General features: G+C 73.3%; 13 protein-coding genes. 12 read left to right on the forward strand and 1 reads right to left on the reverse strand.

From position 1 onward, the window contains the following. The first annotated feature begins 231 nt into the window (after positions 1-231). From DRB96_RS10045 to DRB96_RS10060, 4 genes are all read left to right on the forward strand, one after another. The gene (locus tag DRB96_RS10045; protein WP_112448114.1) at positions 232-810 is read left to right on the forward strand and encodes a CGNR zinc finger domain-containing protein; all 579 of its coding nucleotides are present in this window, start codon (positions 232-234) and stop codon (positions 808-810) included. Positions 811-939: 129 nt separating this feature from the next. Then, positions 940-3,261 carry a UvrD-helicase domain-containing protein gene (locus DRB96_RS10050; protein ID WP_112453318.1) on the forward strand — a complete coding sequence of 774 codons (2,322 nt, stop codon included), beginning with the start codon at positions 940-942 and terminating at the stop codon, positions 3,259-3,261. A gap of 532 nt (positions 3,262-3,793) precedes the next feature. After that, positions 3,794-5,218: an NAD-dependent malic enzyme gene (locus DRB96_RS10055; protein WP_112448115.1), complete on the forward strand. Its 1,425-nt coding sequence runs from the start codon at positions 3,794-3,796 to the stop codon at positions 5,216-5,218. Between the two features lie 320 nt (positions 5,219-5,538). Further along, positions 5,539-5,820 (forward strand): HU family DNA-binding protein, encoded by a 282-nt coding sequence (locus tag DRB96_RS10060; protein ID WP_007264399.1) that lies wholly within the window; start codon positions 5,539-5,541, stop codon positions 5,818-5,820. 230 nt (positions 5,821-6,050) lie between these two features. On the opposite strand, the gene murA is transcribed toward DRB96_RS10060, so the two are convergent. Then, positions 6,051-7,394: a UDP-N-acetylglucosamine 1-carboxyvinyltransferase gene (murA, locus tag DRB96_RS10065; protein WP_112448116.1), complete on the reverse strand. Its 1,344-nt coding sequence runs from the start codon at positions 7,392-7,394 to the stop codon at positions 6,051-6,053. Between the two features lie 274 nt (positions 7,395-7,668). Here murA and DRB96_RS10070 point away from each other — a divergent pair, with 274 nt between their 5' ends. From DRB96_RS10070 to DRB96_RS10105, 8 genes are all read left to right on the forward strand, one after another. Continuing rightward, positions 7,669-8,229, forward strand: coding sequence for a YqgE/AlgH family protein (locus DRB96_RS10070; protein WP_112448117.1), 561 nt, complete (start codon positions 7,669-7,671; stop codon positions 8,227-8,229). Between the two features lie 28 nt (positions 8,230-8,257). Further along, positions 8,258-8,542 (forward strand): DUF3039 domain-containing protein, encoded by a 285-nt coding sequence (locus DRB96_RS10075; protein ID WP_112448118.1) that lies wholly within the window; start codon positions 8,258-8,260, stop codon positions 8,540-8,542. A 149-nt stretch (positions 8,543-8,691) separates the two neighbouring features. Continuing rightward, complete coding sequence (locus DRB96_RS10080; protein WP_112448119.1) at positions 8,692-10,341, forward strand: beta-N-acetylhexosaminidase; 1,650 nt, start codon at positions 8,692-8,694, stop codon at positions 10,339-10,341. A gap of 365 nt (positions 10,342-10,706) precedes the next feature. Next, positions 10,707-11,501: an FAD binding domain-containing protein gene (locus DRB96_RS10085; RefSeq protein ID WP_239516767.1), complete on the forward strand. Its 795-nt coding sequence runs from the start codon at positions 10,707-10,709 to the stop codon at positions 11,499-11,501. Then, positions 11,498-13,324, forward strand: coding sequence for a (2Fe-2S)-binding protein (locus DRB96_RS10090; protein ID WP_112448121.1), 1,827 nt, complete (start codon positions 11,498-11,500; stop codon positions 13,322-13,324). The genes DRB96_RS10085 and DRB96_RS10090 overlap by 4 nt, the downstream gene beginning before the upstream one ends. Further along, on the forward strand, positions 13,321-15,678 hold the full coding sequence (locus tag DRB96_RS10095) for a xanthine dehydrogenase family protein molybdopterin-binding subunit (RefSeq protein ID WP_112448122.1): 2,358 nt from the start codon (positions 13,321-13,323) through the stop codon (positions 15,676-15,678). Before DRB96_RS10090 ends, DRB96_RS10095 begins: the two co-directional genes overlap by 4 nt. A gap of 440 nt (positions 15,679-16,118) precedes the next feature. Beyond that, positions 16,119-16,364, forward strand: coding sequence for a hypothetical protein (locus tag DRB96_RS10100; protein WP_112448123.1), 246 nt, complete (start codon positions 16,119-16,121; stop codon positions 16,362-16,364). Then, entirely contained in the window at positions 16,333-16,857 is a 525-nt protein-coding gene (locus tag DRB96_RS10105; protein ID WP_112448124.1) for a DUF6879 family protein, read from the forward strand. Before DRB96_RS10100 ends, DRB96_RS10105 begins: the two co-directional genes overlap by 32 nt. Positions 16,858-16,867 lie beyond the last annotated feature (10 nt).

The raw sequence follows: 16,867 nt of genomic DNA on the forward strand, positions 1-16,867 counted from the left end.
TGCCCTCTAGTGCTGTGGCTGGGAAGGTTTGCCGGGTCGCGGTGTTCGGTGCGGTGCCTCGCAAGGCGGAGGGCCGCGGCTCGTACTGGACGTACCGCCGTGGTCCGACAACGCGGCGAGGTGCCGTGCCGGGCGCCGCGACCCGGTGGACCTTCCCGGTCACAGCACTAGCCGCCGGGCCGGGGGACGGGCACTCTGGGGGCACGCCCCGAGCGGGAGGCGGTGACGGGCATGTGGTTCGAATCCGGGCGGGTCTGCCTGGACCTGGTGGCCACCTTCGATCCCCGCAGGTACGCCGAGGGGGGCGAGGGGATCCGGGACGGCGACGAGCTGCGGCAGTGGCTGGAGGGGGCCGGACTGGTGCCCGGCCGGACGCCGCTGCCCCCGGTGGGAGCCGACTGGGCGCAGGCCTTCCGCATGCTCCGCGCCGATGTCGAGAGCCTCGTACGCGCCGAGCTCGGCGGGTCCGCGCCGCCGGCGCCCGCGCTGGCCCGGGTCAACGCGGCGGCCGCCGGTCCACCCCCGGGCCTGTGTGCCGTACAGGACCAAGAAGGGCACCTCGTCCGGGAGTTGTGCGGCGGAGTCGAATGCGCCGGACTGCTCGCCGCCGTGGCCCGCGACGCCGTCGAACTGCTCACCGATCCCTCGGAGCGCGCCCTGCTGCGGGCCTGCGCGGGCGACGGGTGCGCCCGCCTCTACCTCGATTCCTCGCGCGGCCACCGGCGCCGCTGGTGCTCCAGTGAGCTGTGCGGGAACCGCGAGCGCGTGGCCCGCCACCGCCGCCGCGTCCTGGAATCCCGCCCCGGCTAGCGCGGCGACCGGGCACCCGGCCGACGTGATGTTCGTCTTGATCGGCGACCCGTCCCGGAACGGGCGTGCGCGCGCGGGCGCGTTCGCGTACGGTTGACGGTCGCCCATGCACGTCAGAAAGGGGCCTTGGTGGCCGCGCAGAATGCCGCTGTCGACAGCACGGCGGATTCCGTCCGCGATCGGGAGATCGCGGTCGAGCAGACGCATCTCGATCACGTGTACCGACGCCTTGAGGAGAAGATCCACGAGGCGGAGTTCCTGATGAACGACGCCGCCAAGCGTGGCCAGGTCGGCACGCCCGGCGCGCTCGCCGAACGGGATGCACAGGTCTTCCGGGCCGGAATCCACCTCAACCGTCTCAACAACGAATTCGAGGACTTCCTCTTCGGCCGGGTCGACCTGGTCCAAGGCAAGGACGGGGAGCGCGGTCCGGACGGCGCCTTCACCTCCGTCGCCCCCGCCGAGGACGCGATCCGCGCCGATCTCACGGCCGACATCGCCGAGACGCTCCACATCGGCCGCATCGGAGTCCTCGACTCCGACTACGCGCCGCTCGTCATCGACTGGCGCGCCCCCGCGGCCGCGCCGTTCTACCGCTCCACGCCCAAGGAGCCGGGCCGCGTCGTACGCCGGCGCGTCATCCGCTCCAAGGGCCGCAAGGTGCTCGGCGTCGAGGACGACCTGATGCGCCCCGAGGTGACCGCCTTCCTCGACGGGCGCGAGCTGCCCGTCATCGGGGACGGCGCACTGATGGCCGCCCTCGGCCGGGCCCGCACGCACTCGATGCGCGACATCGTGTCCTCCATCCAGGCCGAGCAGGACCTCGTCATCCGGGCCCCCGCGGCCTCGGTCGCCGAGGTCGCGGGCGGACCGGGCACCGGCAAGACCGCCGTCGCCCTGCACCGCGCCGCCTACCTGCTCTACCAGGACCGGCGCCGCTACTCCGGCGGCATCCTCATCGTCTCCCCGACCCCGCTCCTCGTCGCGTACACCGAGGGCGTCCTGCCCTCCCTCGGCGAGGAGGGCCAGGTCGCCATCCGCGCGCTCGGCTCGCTCGTCGACGGGGCCGAGGCCACCACGTACGACGACCCGTCCACGGCCAGGATCAAGGGCTCGTCCCGGATGCTGAAGGTGCTGCGCAAGGCCGTGCGGGGCGCCCTCGAACTCGGCGGCCCCGGCGGGGCGCAGGCCCCCGACCGGCTGCGCGTGGTGGCCTTCGGGCGCCGCCAGGAGCTGGAGGCCGGCGACCTCGACCGGATCCGGCAGAACGTCCTGTCCGGCACCGCCCCGGTCAACCTGCTGCGCCCGCGCGCCCGCAAGCTCCTGCTGGACGCGCTGTACTCCAAGTCCGGCGGGGCCGGCCGGCACAGCGACCCGGAGCTCGCCGCCGAGCTGCGCTCCGCCTTCGACGAGGACATCTCGACGGAGGACGCGTTCATCGAGTTCCTGAACGCCTGGTGGCCGGAGCTGACCCCGCGCGCGGTGCTCGCCGCGATGGCCGACGAGCGCAAGCTCGGCCGCTGGTCGCGCCGCGACCTGAACCCGCGCGAGACCCGGCAGATGGCGCGCTCCCTGCGCCGGGTGGGCCCGGACGGCAAGGGTCCGCTGTCGGTGCACGACGTGGCGCTGCTGGACGAGCTCCACCAGCTGGTCGGCGCGCCCGCGCGGCCCAAGCGCAAGCGGCAGATGGACCCGCTCGACCAGCTGAGCGGGCTGGAGGAGCTGATGCCGACCCGCGAGGAGACCCAGTGGGAGCGGGCCGAGCGGCTCGCGGCGGAGCGCACCGAGTACGCGCACGTCATCGTCGACGAGGCGCAGGACCTGACGCCGATGCAGTGGCGGATGGTCGGCCGCCGGGGCCGGATGGGCACCTGGACGGTGGTCGGCGACCCGGCGCAGTCCTCGTGGACCGATCCGCAGGAGGCGGCGGCCGCGCGGGACGAGGCGCTGGGATCGCGGCCGCGCCGGCGGTTCACCCTGACGGTGAACTACCGCAACCCGGCCGAGGTCGCCGAGGTCGCCTCCCGGGTGCTGAAGCTGGCGGCCCCGGGCACGGAGCCGCCGACGGCGGTGCGCTCGACGGGCCTGGAGCCGCGCTTCACGGCGGTGGCGGACGATCTCGCGGACACGGTCCGCGAGGAGACCCGCAGGCTGCTGGAGCAGGTGGACGGCACGGTGGGCGTGGTCGTGGCCATGGACCGGCGCGTGGAGGCCGCGGGCTGGCTCGCGGACCTGGGGGAGCGTGCGGTCGCGCTCGGCAGCCTGGAGGCGAAGGGGCTGGAGTACGACGCCACGGTGGTCGTCTCCCCGGCGGAGATCGCGGACGAGTCCCCGGCGGGCCTGCGCGTGCTGTACGTGGCCCTGACCCGTGCGACGCAGCAACTGACGGTGATCTCCACCGCGCGCGACACCCCGGACGCGGCGGGCGTCGCCGCCCTGCTGCAGCCGTAGCCGGAGGCCGGGGCGGAGCCCTGGGCCGGGGGGCGGTTCACCACCGTCTCCCGGCCCGCCCAGGGCTTCGTACGGCTTGGTGCGGCGGGGTACGGCCGGATGGTCGGCGGCCAAGGGCGTGGTCGGCCGAAACCGGCCGCCGGTAGGGGGATCACTTCGGGCGAACCTTTGTTAGCCTGGGTTACGGCACCGACTCGATCCAAGCCCCCGGGCCCAACCTTCGTCGCTTAGAGCGACCACTTGCCGCGAGGCGAGCATGGCGGGTCGGTGTCATAGACGTAGGAATCATCAGGTCCGCGCTCCCCACTCCGGTGGGGGGCGCGGACCTTTTTGTATGGACCACCCATTCCGCGGGCCCCACTTATCTCGTATGGTGGAAGAGTTCTTCCGAAATTTGTAGCTGGTTACCTCGTACCGGCTGGTAGGTGGGACGATCGGACAACAGGTCCTGCCACACCTGCCGTGTTCTAGGCAAGAGGCGCGGGGCCCTGCGTGTGTACAGAAAAACCAGGGACAGAAGAGGAACACGGCCATGGCAACGGCGCCCAGCGTCTCGTACTCGATGACGGTCCGCCTGGAAGTGCCCGCGAGCGGAACCGCGGTCTCCCAGCTCACCACCGCCGTGGAGTCCTCCGGTGGCTCGGTCACCGGCCTCGACGTGACCGCATCCGGCCACGAGAAGCTCCGTATCGACGTCACCATCGCCGCGACGTCCACGGCGCACGCCGACGAGATCGTCGAGAAGCTCCGCGGGATCGAGGGCGTCAGCCTCGGCAAGGTCTCCGACCGAACCTTCCTGATGCACCTCGGCGGCAAGATCGAGATGGCGTCCAAGCACCCCATCCGCAACCGCGACGACCTCTCGATGATCTACACCCCGGGCGTGGCCCGCGTGTGCATGGCGATCGCCGAGAACCCCGAGGACGCCCGCCGCCTGACCATCAAGCGCAACTCCGTCGCAGTCGTGACGGACGGCAGCGCCGTGCTGGGCCTCGGCAACATCGGCCCGATGGCCGCGCTGCCCGTCATGGAGGGCAAGGCGGCCCTCTTCAAGCGCTTCGCGGGCATCGACGCATGGCCGATCTGCCTGGACACCCAGGATCCCGACGAGATCGTCGCCGTCGTCAAGGCGATCGCGCCGGGCTTCGCGGGCATCAACCTCGAGGACATCTCCGCGCCCCGCTGCTTCGAGATCGAGGCCCGGCTGCGCGAGGCCCTCGACATCCCCGTCTTCCACGACGACCAGCACGGCACCGCCATCGTGGTCCTCGCCGCCCTCACCAACGCGCTGCGCGTGGTGGGCAAGGCAGTTGGCGACGTCAAGGTCGTCATGTCGGGCGCCGGCGCGGCCGGCACGGCGATCCTCAAGCTGCTCCTCGCGGCGGGCGTCAAGAACGCGGTCAGTGCCGACATCCACGGCGTCGTGCACGCGGACCGCCCCGACCTCGTCGACGCGGCGGCGGACTCCCCGCTGCGCTGGATCGCCGACAACACCAACCCCGAGGGCTACACGGGCACCCTGAAGGAGGCCGTGGTCGGCGCCGACGTGTTCATCGGCGTCTCGGCCCCGAACGTGCTCAGCGGCGACGACGTGGCCGCCATGGCCGAAGGCGCGATCGTGTTCGCGCTCGCGAACCCGGACCCCGAGGTGGACCCGGCCGTGGCCCGCCAGACCGCCGCCGTCGTGGCCACCGGCCGCTCCGACTTCCCGAACCAGATCAACAACGTCCTGGTCTTCCCGGGCGTGTTCCGCGGCCTGCTGGACGCCCAGTCGCGCACGGTGGACACCGGCATGATGCTGGCAGCGGCGGCCGCCCTGGCCGACGTGGTCGGCGAGGACGAGCTGAACGCGAACTACATCATCCCGTCGGTCTTCAACGACAAGGTCGCGGGCGCGGTCGCGGGCGCCGTCCGCAAGGCCGCCACGCCGGCCGTGGCGGGCCCCACCTCCGTCTGATCCCCCGGCGCGTCGCGGGATGCGGGCCCCCCGGGGCGCCTCTAGGGTTGCGGGGATGCCCGCGTGGCCCGCGGTCCGCGTCTCCGGACACCCTCCGGACGCCTTCTGGTGCGGACGGAGCGTCACCGCGGCGTGACTGTGGCGCTTTTCGTGTGACCCCGGCGGGTGCCGGATTGGCTTTCCCGCCGCTGGTGGGGGCAGGATGCGTAACCGGGCGAGAGGGTCTGACGTCAGACCCGGGTCCGGGGACTGTCCTAGGGCCCTGGCAGCATCGGCTTCGATCTCACGCCTCTAAGGCACGTTGAACACGGGAGTACAACATGAACCGCAGTGAGCTGGTGGCCGCTCTGTCCGAGCGCGCCGAGGTGACCCGCAAGGACGCCGACGCCGTTCTGGCCGCGCTCGCCGAGACCGTCGGCGAGATTGTCGCCAAGGGCGACGAGAAGGTCACCATCCCCGGCTTCCTGACCTTCGAGCGCACCCACCGTGCCGCTCGCACCGCGCGCAACCCGCAGACCGGCGACCCCATCCAGATCCCGGCCGGCTACAGCGTGAAGGTCTCCGCGGGCTCCAAGCTCAAGGAAGCCGCCAAGGGCAAGTAGTCCGCCCTTGTGCCGAGGGCCGCACAGGCCCTTGGGACGGCAGTAGTAGTACGTAGTACGCGAGAGGCGGCCACCCGGCACCGGGTGGCCGCCTCTCGGCGCTTGCGGGGCCCGGGTGGCCCCCGGGAGCCAGAACGCCCCCAGAGGCCCTGTACGGGGCCCTGGGGGCGTTCTGGGTCGGTCTGTGCCGATCCGCCGTCGGCCCGGGGCCGACGGCGGATCGGCGGGGGTCAGACGAGGTCGCCGCCCGGGAGCTCGACCTTGGCGCCGAGCTCGACGAGCTTCTCCATGAAGTTCTCGTAGCCGCGGTTGATCAGGTCGATGCCGTGGACCCGCGAGGTGCCCTCGGCGGCGAGCGCCGCGATCAGGTACGAGAACCCGCCGCGCAGGTCGGGGATGACCAGGTCGGCGCCCTGGAGCTTGGTGGGCCCCGAGACGACCGCCGAGTGCAGGAAGTTGCGCTGGCCGAAGCGGCACGCGCTGCCGCCCAGGCACTCCCGGTAGAGCTGGATGTGTGCGCCCATCTGGTTGAGCGCCGAGGTGAAGCCGAGGCGGGACTCGTAGACCGTCTCGTGGACGATCGAGAGGCCGGTCGCCTGGGTCAGCGCGACGACCAGCGGCTGCTGCCAGTCGGTCTGGAAGCCGGGGTGGACGTCCGTCTCCAGAGCGATGGCGTTGAGCGGGCCGCCCGGGTGCCAGAAGCGGATGCCGTCGTCGTCGATCTCGAAGGCACCGCCGACCCGGCGGAAGGTGTTGAGGAAGGTCATCATCGAACGCTGCTGCGCGCCGCGCACGTAGATGTTTCCGCCGGTCGCCAGGGCGGCGGACGCCCAGGAGGCGGCCTCCAGGCGGTCCGGGAGCGCCTTGTGGTTGTAGCCGCTCAGACTGTCCACACCGGTGATCCGGATGGTCCGGTCGGTGTTGACGGAGATGATGGCGCCCATCTTCTGCAGGACGCAGATGAGGTCTTCGATCTCCGGTTCGACGGCGGCGTTGCTGAGCTCGGTGACGCCCTCGGCCAGGACGGCCGTCAGCAGCACCTGCTCGGTCGAGCCGACCGAGGGGTAGGGCAGGCGGATCTTGCAGCCGCGCAGCCGCTGCGGGGCCTCCAGGTACTGGCCGCCTTCGCGCTTCTCGATGGTCGCGCCGAACTGGCGCAGCACGTCGAAGTGGAAGTCGATCGGCCGGCCGCCGATGTCGCAGCCGCCCAGGCCCGGGATGAAGGCGTGGCCGAGGCGGTGCAGCAGGGGGCCGCAGAACAGGATCGGGATGCGCGAGGAGCCCGCGTGCGCGTCGATGTCGGCGACGTTGGCGCTCTCGACGTGGGTGGGGTCGAGGACCAGCTCGCCCGGCTCGTCGCCCGGGCGGACGGTCACCCCGTGCAGCTGCAGCAGCCCGCGCACGACCCGGACGTCACGGATGTCGGGAACGTTGCGCAGCCGGCTGGGCCCGCTGCCGAGCAGGGCCGCGACCATGGCCTTCGGTACGAGGTTCTTCGCGCCTCGGACGCGGATCTCGCCCTCGAGCGGGGTTCCGCCGTGGACAAGCAGTACATCGTCACTGATGCCGGTCATGAATCTCGCGTTCCGGAGAGGGGTGGGCGGGGGGCCAAGTCAAAAGGGTAAGGGGCACGACCCCCTTGTTTGTATGGCTGACGGGGCCGTAGGACTGTCATGAATTCGCCACAACGCCCTGGGTGCCCGCCAGGTGGCGGAGCGTCTCCTTCCGCCCGGGTCCGCGGCCGGCCGGGCGAACGCCCCCCGCGCTGCCGCCGCGCGCCTGAGCTGCGCGGGATCCGATCCCCGCGTCCGCTCCCCCTCACGGGCCAATGTGCGAGACCATGACGGCATGACCGAGGTGTCCTCCCTCACAGGGCGGCTGCTCGTGGCCACCCCCGCCCTCGCGGACCCGAATTTCGACCGCGCGGTCGTGCTGCTGCTCGACCACGACGAGCAGGGCTCGCTCGGCGTCGTCCTCAACCGGCCCACCCCGGTGGGCGTCGGTGACGTCCTGCTGCCCTGGGCCCCGCTGGCCGGCGCCCCCGGGGTGGTCTTCCAGGGCGGCCCGGTGGCGCTGGACTCCGCGCTCGGGCTGGCCGTCATCCCCGGGGAGGAGGGGCCGCTCGGGTGGCGCCGGGTGCACGGGGCGATCGGCCTGGTGGACCTGGAGGCCCCGCCGGAGCTCCTCGCGGCGGCCCTCGGCGGCCTGCGCATCTTCGCCGGCTACTCGGGCTGGGGCCCGGGCCAGCTGGAGGAGGAACTGGGCGGCGGCGCCTGGTACGTGGTGGATTCCGAGCCCGGTGACGTGTCCTTCCCGGATCCGGAGCGGCTGTGGCGCGCGGTGCTGCGGCGCCAGCGCAGCGAGCTGGCGATGGTGGCCACCTATCCGGACGACCCGTCGCTGAACTGACCCCGGCGGGGTTCAGTACGCTTGCTCCATGAGCACTCTTGAGCCCGATCGCGGGACTGGTACGGGGACCCTCGTAGAGCCGACGCCGCAGGTGTCCCACGGTGACGGCGACCACGAGCGCTTCGCCCACTACGTCCAGAAGGACAAGATCATGGAGAGCGCGCTCGGGGGCACCCCCGTCGTCGCGCTCTGCGGCAAGGTCTGGGTTCCGGGGCGGGACCCGAAGAAGTACCCGGTCTGCCCCATGTGCAAGGAGATCTACGAGTCCATGGGCCCCGGCGGGGACAAGGACAAGGGCGGCAAGGACAAGTAGTCCGGCCCCCCTGAGCGGGACCAAGGCCCTCGGCGCGCACGGTTGCGTCCGGGGGCCTTTTCCGTGCCCCGGGGGCGGGTTAGGGTCGCCGCGTAAGCGCCATGTGAAACGTGCGTTGCACATGTTGCAACGGTGGAGGAGCCGATCCCATGCCCGAGTTGATCCCGCAGCCGCGGTACGCGCGATTCCCGGCCGACGCCGGCACGTACGAGCTCACGGACCCGCTGCTCCACGCCGGACCCGGTGTCAGAGGCGCGGCCCGGTGGCTGCGCCGCGAGCTCGGCGCGGCCACCGGCTGGGCGCTCCCGGCCCCAGCCCAGGGGGACGCGTACGGCGGACGCCCGGTGATCCGCCTCGCGCTGCGCCCGGAGATCGCGCGGCACACCGGCCCCGAGTCGTACGAGCTCCACGTCGCGCCCGGCCTCGTACTCCTCGAAGGGACCGACGAGGCGGGCCTCTTCTACGCAGCCCAGACGCTGCGTCAGCTGCTCGGGCCCGACGCGTACCGACGGGCGCCTCTGCCGGGGGCGGTGTGGCGGCTGCCCATCGGGGGCATCGCCGACGGCCCCCGCTTCGGCTGGCGCGGCATGATGCTCGATGTCGCCCGGCACTTCCTGCCCAAGGACGGGGTGCTGCGCTACATCGACCTGCTCGCCGCCCACAAGCTCAACGTCCTGCACCTGCACCTGACGGACGACCAGGGCTGGCGGATCGAGATCAAGCGCCACCCGCGCCTCACCGAGGTGGGCGCGTGGCGGGCGCGCAGCCGCTGGGGCCACCGGGCCTCGCCGCTGTGGAACGAGACCCCGCACGGCGGCTTCTACACGCAGGACGACATCCGCGAGATCGTCGCGTACGCCGCCGAGCGGCACGTGCGGGTGGTGCCGGAGATCGACGTGCCGGGGCACTCGCAGGCCGCGATCGCCGCCTACCCGGAGCTGGGCAACACCGACGTGGTGGACACCGCCGCGCTGGAGGTGTGGGACGACTGGGGGATCAACGAGAACGTGCTCGCGCCCACCGAGGCCGTCCTGCGGTTCTACGAGGGGGTCTTCGAGGAGCTGCTGGAGCTGTTCCCGGCCGAGGTCTCGCCCTTCGTGCACGTGGGCGGGGACGAGTGCCCCAAGGCGCAGTGGAAGGCCTCGGCCGTCGCGCAGGGGCGGATCGCGGAACTGGGGGTCGACGGCGAGGACGGCCTGCAGTCCTGGTTCATCCGGCACTTCGACGGCTGGCTCGCGGCGCGCGGCCGCCGGCTGATCGGCTGGGACGAGATCCTGGAGGGCGGACTCGCCCCCGGCGCGGCCGTCTCCTCCTGGCGCGGGTACGCGGGCGGGATCGCCGCCGCCGAGGCCGGCCACGACGTGGTCATGTGCCCGGAGCAGCAGGTGTACCTGGACCACCGTCAGGCGGACGGCGGGGACGAGCCGATGCCCATCGGGTTCGTCCGCACACTGGAGGATGTGTACCGGTTCGAGCCGGTTCCGCCGAAGTTGTCGGAAGAGGCCGCTTCCCGCGTGCTGGGCGCCCAGGCCAACGTGTGGACCGAGGTGATGGAGAACCAGAGCCGGATCGACTACCAGGTGTTCCCGCGCCTCGCGGCCTTCGCCGAAGCGGTGTGGTCGCGGCTGCCGGAACCGGAGCGGCGGGACTACGCGGACTTCGAGGCGCGGATGGCGGCGCACTACCCGCGCCTGGACGCGCTCGGGGTCGACTACCGCGCTCCCGGCGGGCCGTTGCCGTGGCAGCGCAGGCCCGGAGTGCTCGGCCGCCCGATCGAGGGAGCACCCCCGAACGTGTGACGGACCCCCGTGCGGATGACGCGCGGGCCGCCGGACTCCGGCCGTCCGCGCCTGTGCCCGGCAGGTCCGGAGCGTGCCGCGCACACCCCCCGGTCAGCCTCCGGGCCCGGCGTGAGACCCTCGCCTCCGGTGCTCCGGAAGATGTGCCAGAGTTGCCACGTCCCGGCGGTGAGCACGTACCGTACGGCGGACAGGCGTGAGCGCCAGGACCGGGACATCGGGAAGGGGCAGCTGGGTTGACCACGCACGCACCGCAGGCACGGGATACGTCCCAGGGGCCCCGGGACGACCCGCAGGCGGGGAACGCGGCGCAGTCCGTGACGCTGCCGACCTCGCTCGACGAGGCCGTGGCGGCGCTCGCCGCCATGCCCGCCGCCGTCCCCGTGGCCGGCGGCACCGACCTCATGGCCGCCGTCAACGCCGGACTGCTGCGCCCCGCCGCCCTGGTGGGCCTCGGCCGGATCAACGAGATCCGCGGCTGGCAGTACCAGGACGGCCACGCGCTCCTCGGCGCCGGCCTCACGCACGCCAGGATGGGCCGGCCGGACTTCGCCGCCCTGATCCCGGCCCTGGCGGCCGCCGCGCGCGCCGCCGGGCCCCCGCAGATCCGCAACGCCGGGACGCTGGGCGGCAACATCGCCACCGCCGCCCCGACCGGTGACGCGCTGCCCGTGCTGGCCGCGCTGGAGGCCGTGCTCATCATCGTCGGGCCGGGCGGATCGCGCCGCGAGATCCCGGTCTCGCACCTGCTGGCCGGCCGGGAGATGCTGCGCCCCGGGGAGCTGATCGGCTTCGTACGGGTGCCGCTGCTGCACGCGCCGCAGGTGTTCCTGAAGGCGACGGGCCGCACCGGACCGGGTCGTGCGGTGGCGTCCGTGGGACTCGTACTGGACCCGGCGCGTCGCGGAGTGCGCTGCGCGATCGGCGCGGTCGCCCCGATGCCGCTGCGCCCGCTCGAAGCCGAGCAGTGGGTGGCTTCGCTGATCGACTGGGACGGGGACCGCAGCCTGGCCCCCGAGGCGCTGGAAGCCTTCGGCGAGTACGTCGCGGCCGCCTGCGTACCCGACCAGGGGGAGCCGGTGGCTCCCGGAGTACTGCATTTGCGGCGGACGGTGGCCGTGTTGGCACGGAGGGCCCTGGGGAGGGCGCTGAGCTCATGAGTGAGAACGAGAACACGGGCCCCGCGTGGGGCTGGGAGCCGGTGCCGCACGGCGGCGAGTACGACTCCGACGCGACGGCCTTCGTGAAGCTGCCGCAGGACATGCTCGACGCGCTCGGCACCGGGGAGCCGCTGGCCGCTCCCGGGCACGGCTACGTGCCGCCGCCGATGATCGTGCCGCTGGGCACGGCGAGCACCGACCCGTCGGCCACCGGCACCTGGACGATGCCCGTGCAGTGGCCCGAGGCGGGCGCCCCGGCCCCGGCCGACGCGGGCGCGGGTGCCGCGGCCGTCGCCGGTCACGCGGCCGCCCAGGCCGTCGCCGCGCGGGCCCCGATCCCGGCCTCGGTGCCGCTCCCGGCCTCGGTGGCCGCGGCGTTCGCCGAGCCCGCCCCGGAGCCGGCCGCGGAGGCCGCCCGGACGAACGCCGGCGGCGCGCACGAATCGAGCGAGACCGCCGAGTGGCACTTCCCCGAAGCCGCCGCGAGCGATGTGTGGACACCGGGCGGGACGGGCGACACGGGCAGCTTCGGGCAGCTCGCGGCGTCGGCCGACTGGAGCCAGGCCCCCGCGACCCTGCCGGGCGGGGCCGCGGCGCCGTGGGCGAGCCACCCCGACTTCGAGGGCGCGCGCGGATACGCGGCGCAGCAGCCGGGCCAGGACGCCCTGAGTTCGGGGGCGCTGCCGGGTGCTCCCGCCGCGGCGTCCGGATCCGGCGCCGGCGGCTTCGCGGGCGGCCCGGGACGCGGACCGCGCGTGCTGGGCGGCCCGGGGGTCGGTACGCCGCTCCCGGCGGAGTCCGCGGGCCCCGAGGGGGAGCCGGCCTACCCGGCCCCGCACGACATCGAAGCCGCCCACGGCCCGGCGCGGATCCCGGTGACGGGGGAGCGGCCGCATCCGGGGACCGAGGCGGAGGCCGCCGAGGCGCCGGAGGCCGGGGCCGCCGGAGCCGTGCCCGAGGGTGCGCACGCGGAGGCGGCCGGGGACGCGCACACCTACGGCGGAGCCGGGGCCGCGCTCGCACCGGGTTCGGACACCGCCGACAGCGCTGTCGCGACCGCCTCGGCGGAGCAGGCCGCAGGGGCGGGGTCCGAGGGGGCGACGTACGGCGAAGAGGACACGGATGCGGCGGACGCCGCGGCCGACGCCCACCACGAGCACCCGCCGGCCTCCTACGTCCTGCGCGTCAACGGCGCCGACCGCCCGGTCACCGGCGCCTGGATCGGCGAGTCCCTCCTCTACGTGCTGCGCGAGCGCCTCGGCCTCGCCGGCGCCAAGGACGGCTGCTCGCAGGGCGAGTGCGGGGCGTGCGCCGTGCAGGTCGACGGCCGGCTCGTCGCCTCCTGCCTCGTCCCGGCGGCGACGGCGGCGGGCAGCGAGGTCCGCACCGTGGAAGGTCTCGCGACCGACGGGGAACTGTCGGACGTGCAGCAGGCGTTGTGCAGGTCGGGTGCGGTGCAGTGCGGGTTCTGCGTGCCCGGCATGGCGATGACCATCCACGACCTGCTCGAAGGCAACCACGCCCCGAGCGAGCTGGAGACCCGCCAGGCCCTGTGCGGCAACCTCTGCCGCTGCTCGGGCTATTCGGGCGTCATCGACGCCGTGCGCGAGGTGGCTGCCGAGCGCGAGGCGGCGTCGGAAGCGGCCGCGGCGGCCTCGGCCGAGGCGCGGATCCCGCACCAGGCCCCGCCCGGCGAGGGCGGCGTCCACGGAATGCCGGGCATGCCCGGGAACCAGGGCACGCAGGGCCACTACGGCAACCAGGGCAACCAGGGCAACCAAGGCCTGCACGGGCACGGCAACCAGCAGGGAGGCACGGCGTGAGCGCCCACGACGCGGCCACGGCATCGGCGCTCTCCGGGTCCACCGGGTCCACCGGGGTCTCCGCGGCGCCCCCCGAGGGCACGGACCCCGCCGCGCGGGAAGTCCCGCGCGGCATCGGCGCGTCCGTCCCGGCCACCGACACCCGCGCCAAGACCGAGGGCACCTTCCCCTACGCCGCCGACCTGTGGGCCGAGGGCCTCCTGTGGGCAGCCGTGCTGCGCTCCCCGCACGCCCACGCCCGCATCCTGTCCATCGACACCACGGCCGCCACCGAGATGCCCGGCGTGCGCGCCGTCGTCACCCACGCCGACGTCCCCGGCGCCACCACGCACGGCCGCCGCATCGCCGACCGGCCCGTCTTCGCGCACGACGTGGTCCGCCACCACGGCGAGCCTATCGCCGCCGTCGCCGCCGACCACCCGGACACCGCACGCCTCGCGGCCGCCGCGATCGCCGTCGAGTACGAGCTCCTCGACCCGGTCACCGACCCCGAACAGGCCTTCGGCGCCCCCGCCCTGCACCCCGACGGCAACCTGATCCGGCACATCCCGCTGCGCTACGGCGACCCGGAGGCCACCGGCGAAGTCGTCGTCGAGGGCCTCTACCGCATCGGCCGCCAGGACCCCGCGCCCATCGGCGCCGAGGCCGGGCTGGCCGTGCCGCGCCCCGACGGCGGCGTGGAGATCTACACCGCCTCCACCGACCCGCACACCGACCGCGACCTCGCCGCCGCCTGCTTCGGACTCGAACCGGACCGCGTGCGCGTCGTCGTCACCGGCGTCCCGGGCGCGACGGCCGACCGCGAGGACGCCGCCTTCCAGCTCCCGCTGGGCCTCCTCGCCCTGCGCACCGGCTGCCCGGTGAAGCTGGCCGCCACCCGCGAGGAGTCCTTCCTCGGCCACCCCCACCGCCACCCGACGCTGCTGCGCTACCGCCACCACGCGGACGCGGACGGCCGCCTGGTCAAGGTCGAGGCCCAGATCCTGATGGACGGCGGCGCCTACGCCGACGCCTCCTCGGAGTCCCTCGCGGCGGCCGTGGCCTTCGCGTGCGGCCCGTACGTCGTCCCGCACGCCTTCGTCGAGGGCTGGGCGGTCCGTACGAACAACCCGCCGTCGGGCCACGTGCGCGGCGAAGGCGCCATGCAGGTCTGCGCGGCGTACGAGGGCCAGATGGACAAGCTCGCCGCCGCCCTCGGCATAGACGGCGCGGAACTGCGCCTGCGCAACGTCCTGGCCACCGGCGACCTGCTGCCCACCGGGCAGACGGTCACCTGCCCCGCCCCCGTCGCCGAACTGCTGCGCGCGGTCCGCGACTACGAGCTCCCGCCGCTCCCGAAGGACACCCCGGAGGAGGACTGGCTGCTCCCCGGCGGCCTGGAGGGCGCGGGCGAGCCGGGCGCGGTGCGGCGCGGAGTCGGGTACGGGGTCGGCATGGTCCACATGCTCGGCGCGGAGGGCACCGACGAGGTGTCCACGGCCACGGTCAAGGTGGTCGGCGGCACCGCGACGGTCATCTGCGCGGCCGTCGACACCGGCCAGGGCTTCTCCACGCTCGCCCGCCAGATCGTCCAGGAGACCCTGGGCGTGGACGAGGTCGTCGTGGCCCCGGTCGACACCGACCAGCCGCCGGCGGGTCCCTCGGCGCACGGCCGCCACACGTGGGTCTCGGGCGGCGCGGTGGAGCGGGCGGCGAAGATGGTCCGCACCCAGCTCCTCCAGCCGATGGCCCACAAGCTCGGCATGTCCACGGAGCTCCTGCAGATCGCGGACGGCCGGATCACCTCGTACGACGGCGCCTTCTCCACGACGGTCGCCGAGGCGATGGAGGGCAAGGAACTCTGGGCGACGGCCCAGTGCCGCCCCCACCCGACCGAGCCGCTGGACGCGGACGGGCAGGGCGACGCCTTCGTCGGCCTCGCCTTCTGCGCGATCCGCGCGGTGGTGGACGTGGACATCGAGCTGGGCTCGGTCCGCGTCGTCGAACTCGCGGTCGCCCAGGACGTGGGCCGCGTCCTCAACCCCCGCCAGCTGGCGGCCCGCATCGAGGCGGGCGTCATCCAGGGCGTCGGGGCGTCCCTGACGGAGAACCTGCGCACGGCCTCCGGCCTGATCCGCCACCCCGACCTGACGGGCTACGCCCTGCCCACGTCGCTGGACGCCCCGACGGTCCGCATCGTCAAGCTGGTCGAGGAGCGCGACGTGGTGGCCCCCTTCGGGGCCAAGCCGGCGAGCGCCGTCCCGGTGGTCACCTCCCCGGCGGCGGTGGCCTCGGCGGTCCGCGCGGCCACGGGCCGCCCGGTCAACCGGCTCCCGATCCGCCCCTCGGCGGCAGTGGCATCGCCCAACGCCTGACCCAAGGCCCGGACCCGCGGCCGGCCCCGCCGGCCGCGGCCGGGCGCCTTGGCGTCCGGGCACCCGCTTCGCCTGATTGTCTTGGCACGCCAGAAGCCCACTCGATGAAGAAGCAGAGCAACGGGGCCTGTGAGAAGCGTCGCCTGGGCCCCGCTCGGTGGTGTTGAGAGACCTGATGAGGTTCTCGCCTCGCCCAACCATTAGTTCTAAAGCCGCAGTTCAGAGCCACTGTATTGACGCAATCAATGAATCTGACCACCATGAGGCCTCGGCTGCTCGCCTCTGGGGCGCGCGCCCTGCGAAAGGAATTACCGTGAGCCCGGCACTCCTTGTGAGTGACCGGGCTTTCTCGTGCTCTGCGACGCACTCTTGACGATGCTCATTCGTGCGGGCGACGCTCGTGCAACCAGACGCAACTGACTCGTCAGGAGTGCAAGGCCATGGCTCTACTGTTCTTCGGCAAGGACCCCAACAGCAACGGCGACAACTGCCCCAGCGTGTGGGTGGACGACACGTCGGCCGATCTCGTCATCCAGGGTGTGAAGGCTGACGAGGCCACGCAAACGGAATGCCTCACCGTGGGCGGCATCCCGGACCATGAGGGCGTCGTGCGTATCCCGGTAAGCATGGTGGACCAGATCAGGAAGGCGTGTGATGAAGCCGAGCAGCGTGCCGCCGTTCGGTGAGCTGATTGCGGGGTGCCAGAGGTCGGCCGTCCACCTGGAGCTGCGCGACTCGTACGGCATCGCCTCGGAGGACGAGGACTTCGCCATGTGGCGGGAGCTTGGCGGGATCAGCCCCGAGTCGGTCGAGAGCCGCCGCCCGTGGCTCGACCTGGTGAAGGAAGCCGTCGGCCGTGGCGTCGTCATGCGCCGTGCCCGCATCGTCTCCGTGCCGGTCAGCGCGTACATCCGGTACGAGCACGCGGGTACGTACCTGAACGTCGGGGCCGGGGAGTTGATCCGCTGGCTCCCTCGCCCCGAGGCCGCCACGCTCGCTCTTCCGGGTGCCGACTTCTGGCTGTTCGATGACCGCCTCATCCGCTTCGGCCACTTCTCCGGCGACGGGTCGTTCGTGGGCCACGAGCTGAACGACGACCCCGAGGTCGTCAAGATGTGCGCCGACGCGTTCGAGTCGGTCTGGGACCGTTCCACACCCCACGAGGAGTTCACGGTCTGACCCGCGTCAG

It is taken from the genome of Streptomyces sp. ICC1 (genome assembly GCF_003287935.1).
Taxonomy (GTDB): Bacteria; Actinomycetota; Actinomycetes; order Streptomycetales; family Streptomycetaceae; genus Streptomyces; species Streptomyces tritrimontium.

What these genes read in the sequence shown, in the direction of transcription:
- DRB96_RS10075 (WP_112448118.1), top strand. Translation starts at nt 8,258, where the DNA reads ATGAGCACTCTTGAGCCCGATCGCGGGACTGGTACGGGGACCCTCGTA.
- DRB96_RS10085 (WP_239516767.1), top strand. Translation starts at nt 10,707, where the DNA reads ATGCCCGCCGCCGTCCCCGTGGCCGGCGGCACCGACCTCATGGCCGCC.
- DRB96_RS10100 (WP_112448123.1), top strand. Translation starts at nt 16,119, where the DNA reads ATGGCTCTACTGTTCTTCGGCAAGGACCCCAACAGCAACGGCGACAAC.
- DRB96_RS10045 (WP_112448114.1), top strand. Translation starts at nt 232, where the DNA reads ATGTGGTTCGAATCCGGGCGGGTCTGCCTGGACCTGGTGGCCACCTTC.
- DRB96_RS10060 (WP_007264399.1), top strand. Translation starts at nt 5,539, where the DNA reads ATGAACCGCAGTGAGCTGGTGGCCGCTCTGTCCGAGCGCGCCGAGGTG.
- murA (WP_112448116.1), bottom strand. Translation starts at nt 7,394, where the DNA reads ATGACCGGCATCAGTGACGATGTACTGCTTGTCCACGGCGGAACCCCG.
- DRB96_RS10105 (WP_112448124.1), top strand. Translation starts at nt 16,333, where the DNA reads ATGAAGCCGAGCAGCGTGCCGCCGTTCGGTGAGCTGATTGCGGGGTGC.
- DRB96_RS10055 (WP_112448115.1), top strand. Translation starts at nt 3,794, where the DNA reads ATGGCAACGGCGCCCAGCGTCTCGTACTCGATGACGGTCCGCCTGGAA.
- DRB96_RS10080 (WP_112448119.1), top strand. Translation starts at nt 8,692, where the DNA reads ATGCCCGAGTTGATCCCGCAGCCGCGGTACGCGCGATTCCCGGCCGAC.
- DRB96_RS10090 (WP_112448121.1), top strand. Translation starts at nt 11,498, where the DNA reads ATGAGTGAGAACGAGAACACGGGCCCCGCGTGGGGCTGGGAGCCGGTG.
- DRB96_RS10070 (WP_112448117.1), top strand. Translation starts at nt 7,669, where the DNA reads ATGACCGAGGTGTCCTCCCTCACAGGGCGGCTGCTCGTGGCCACCCCC.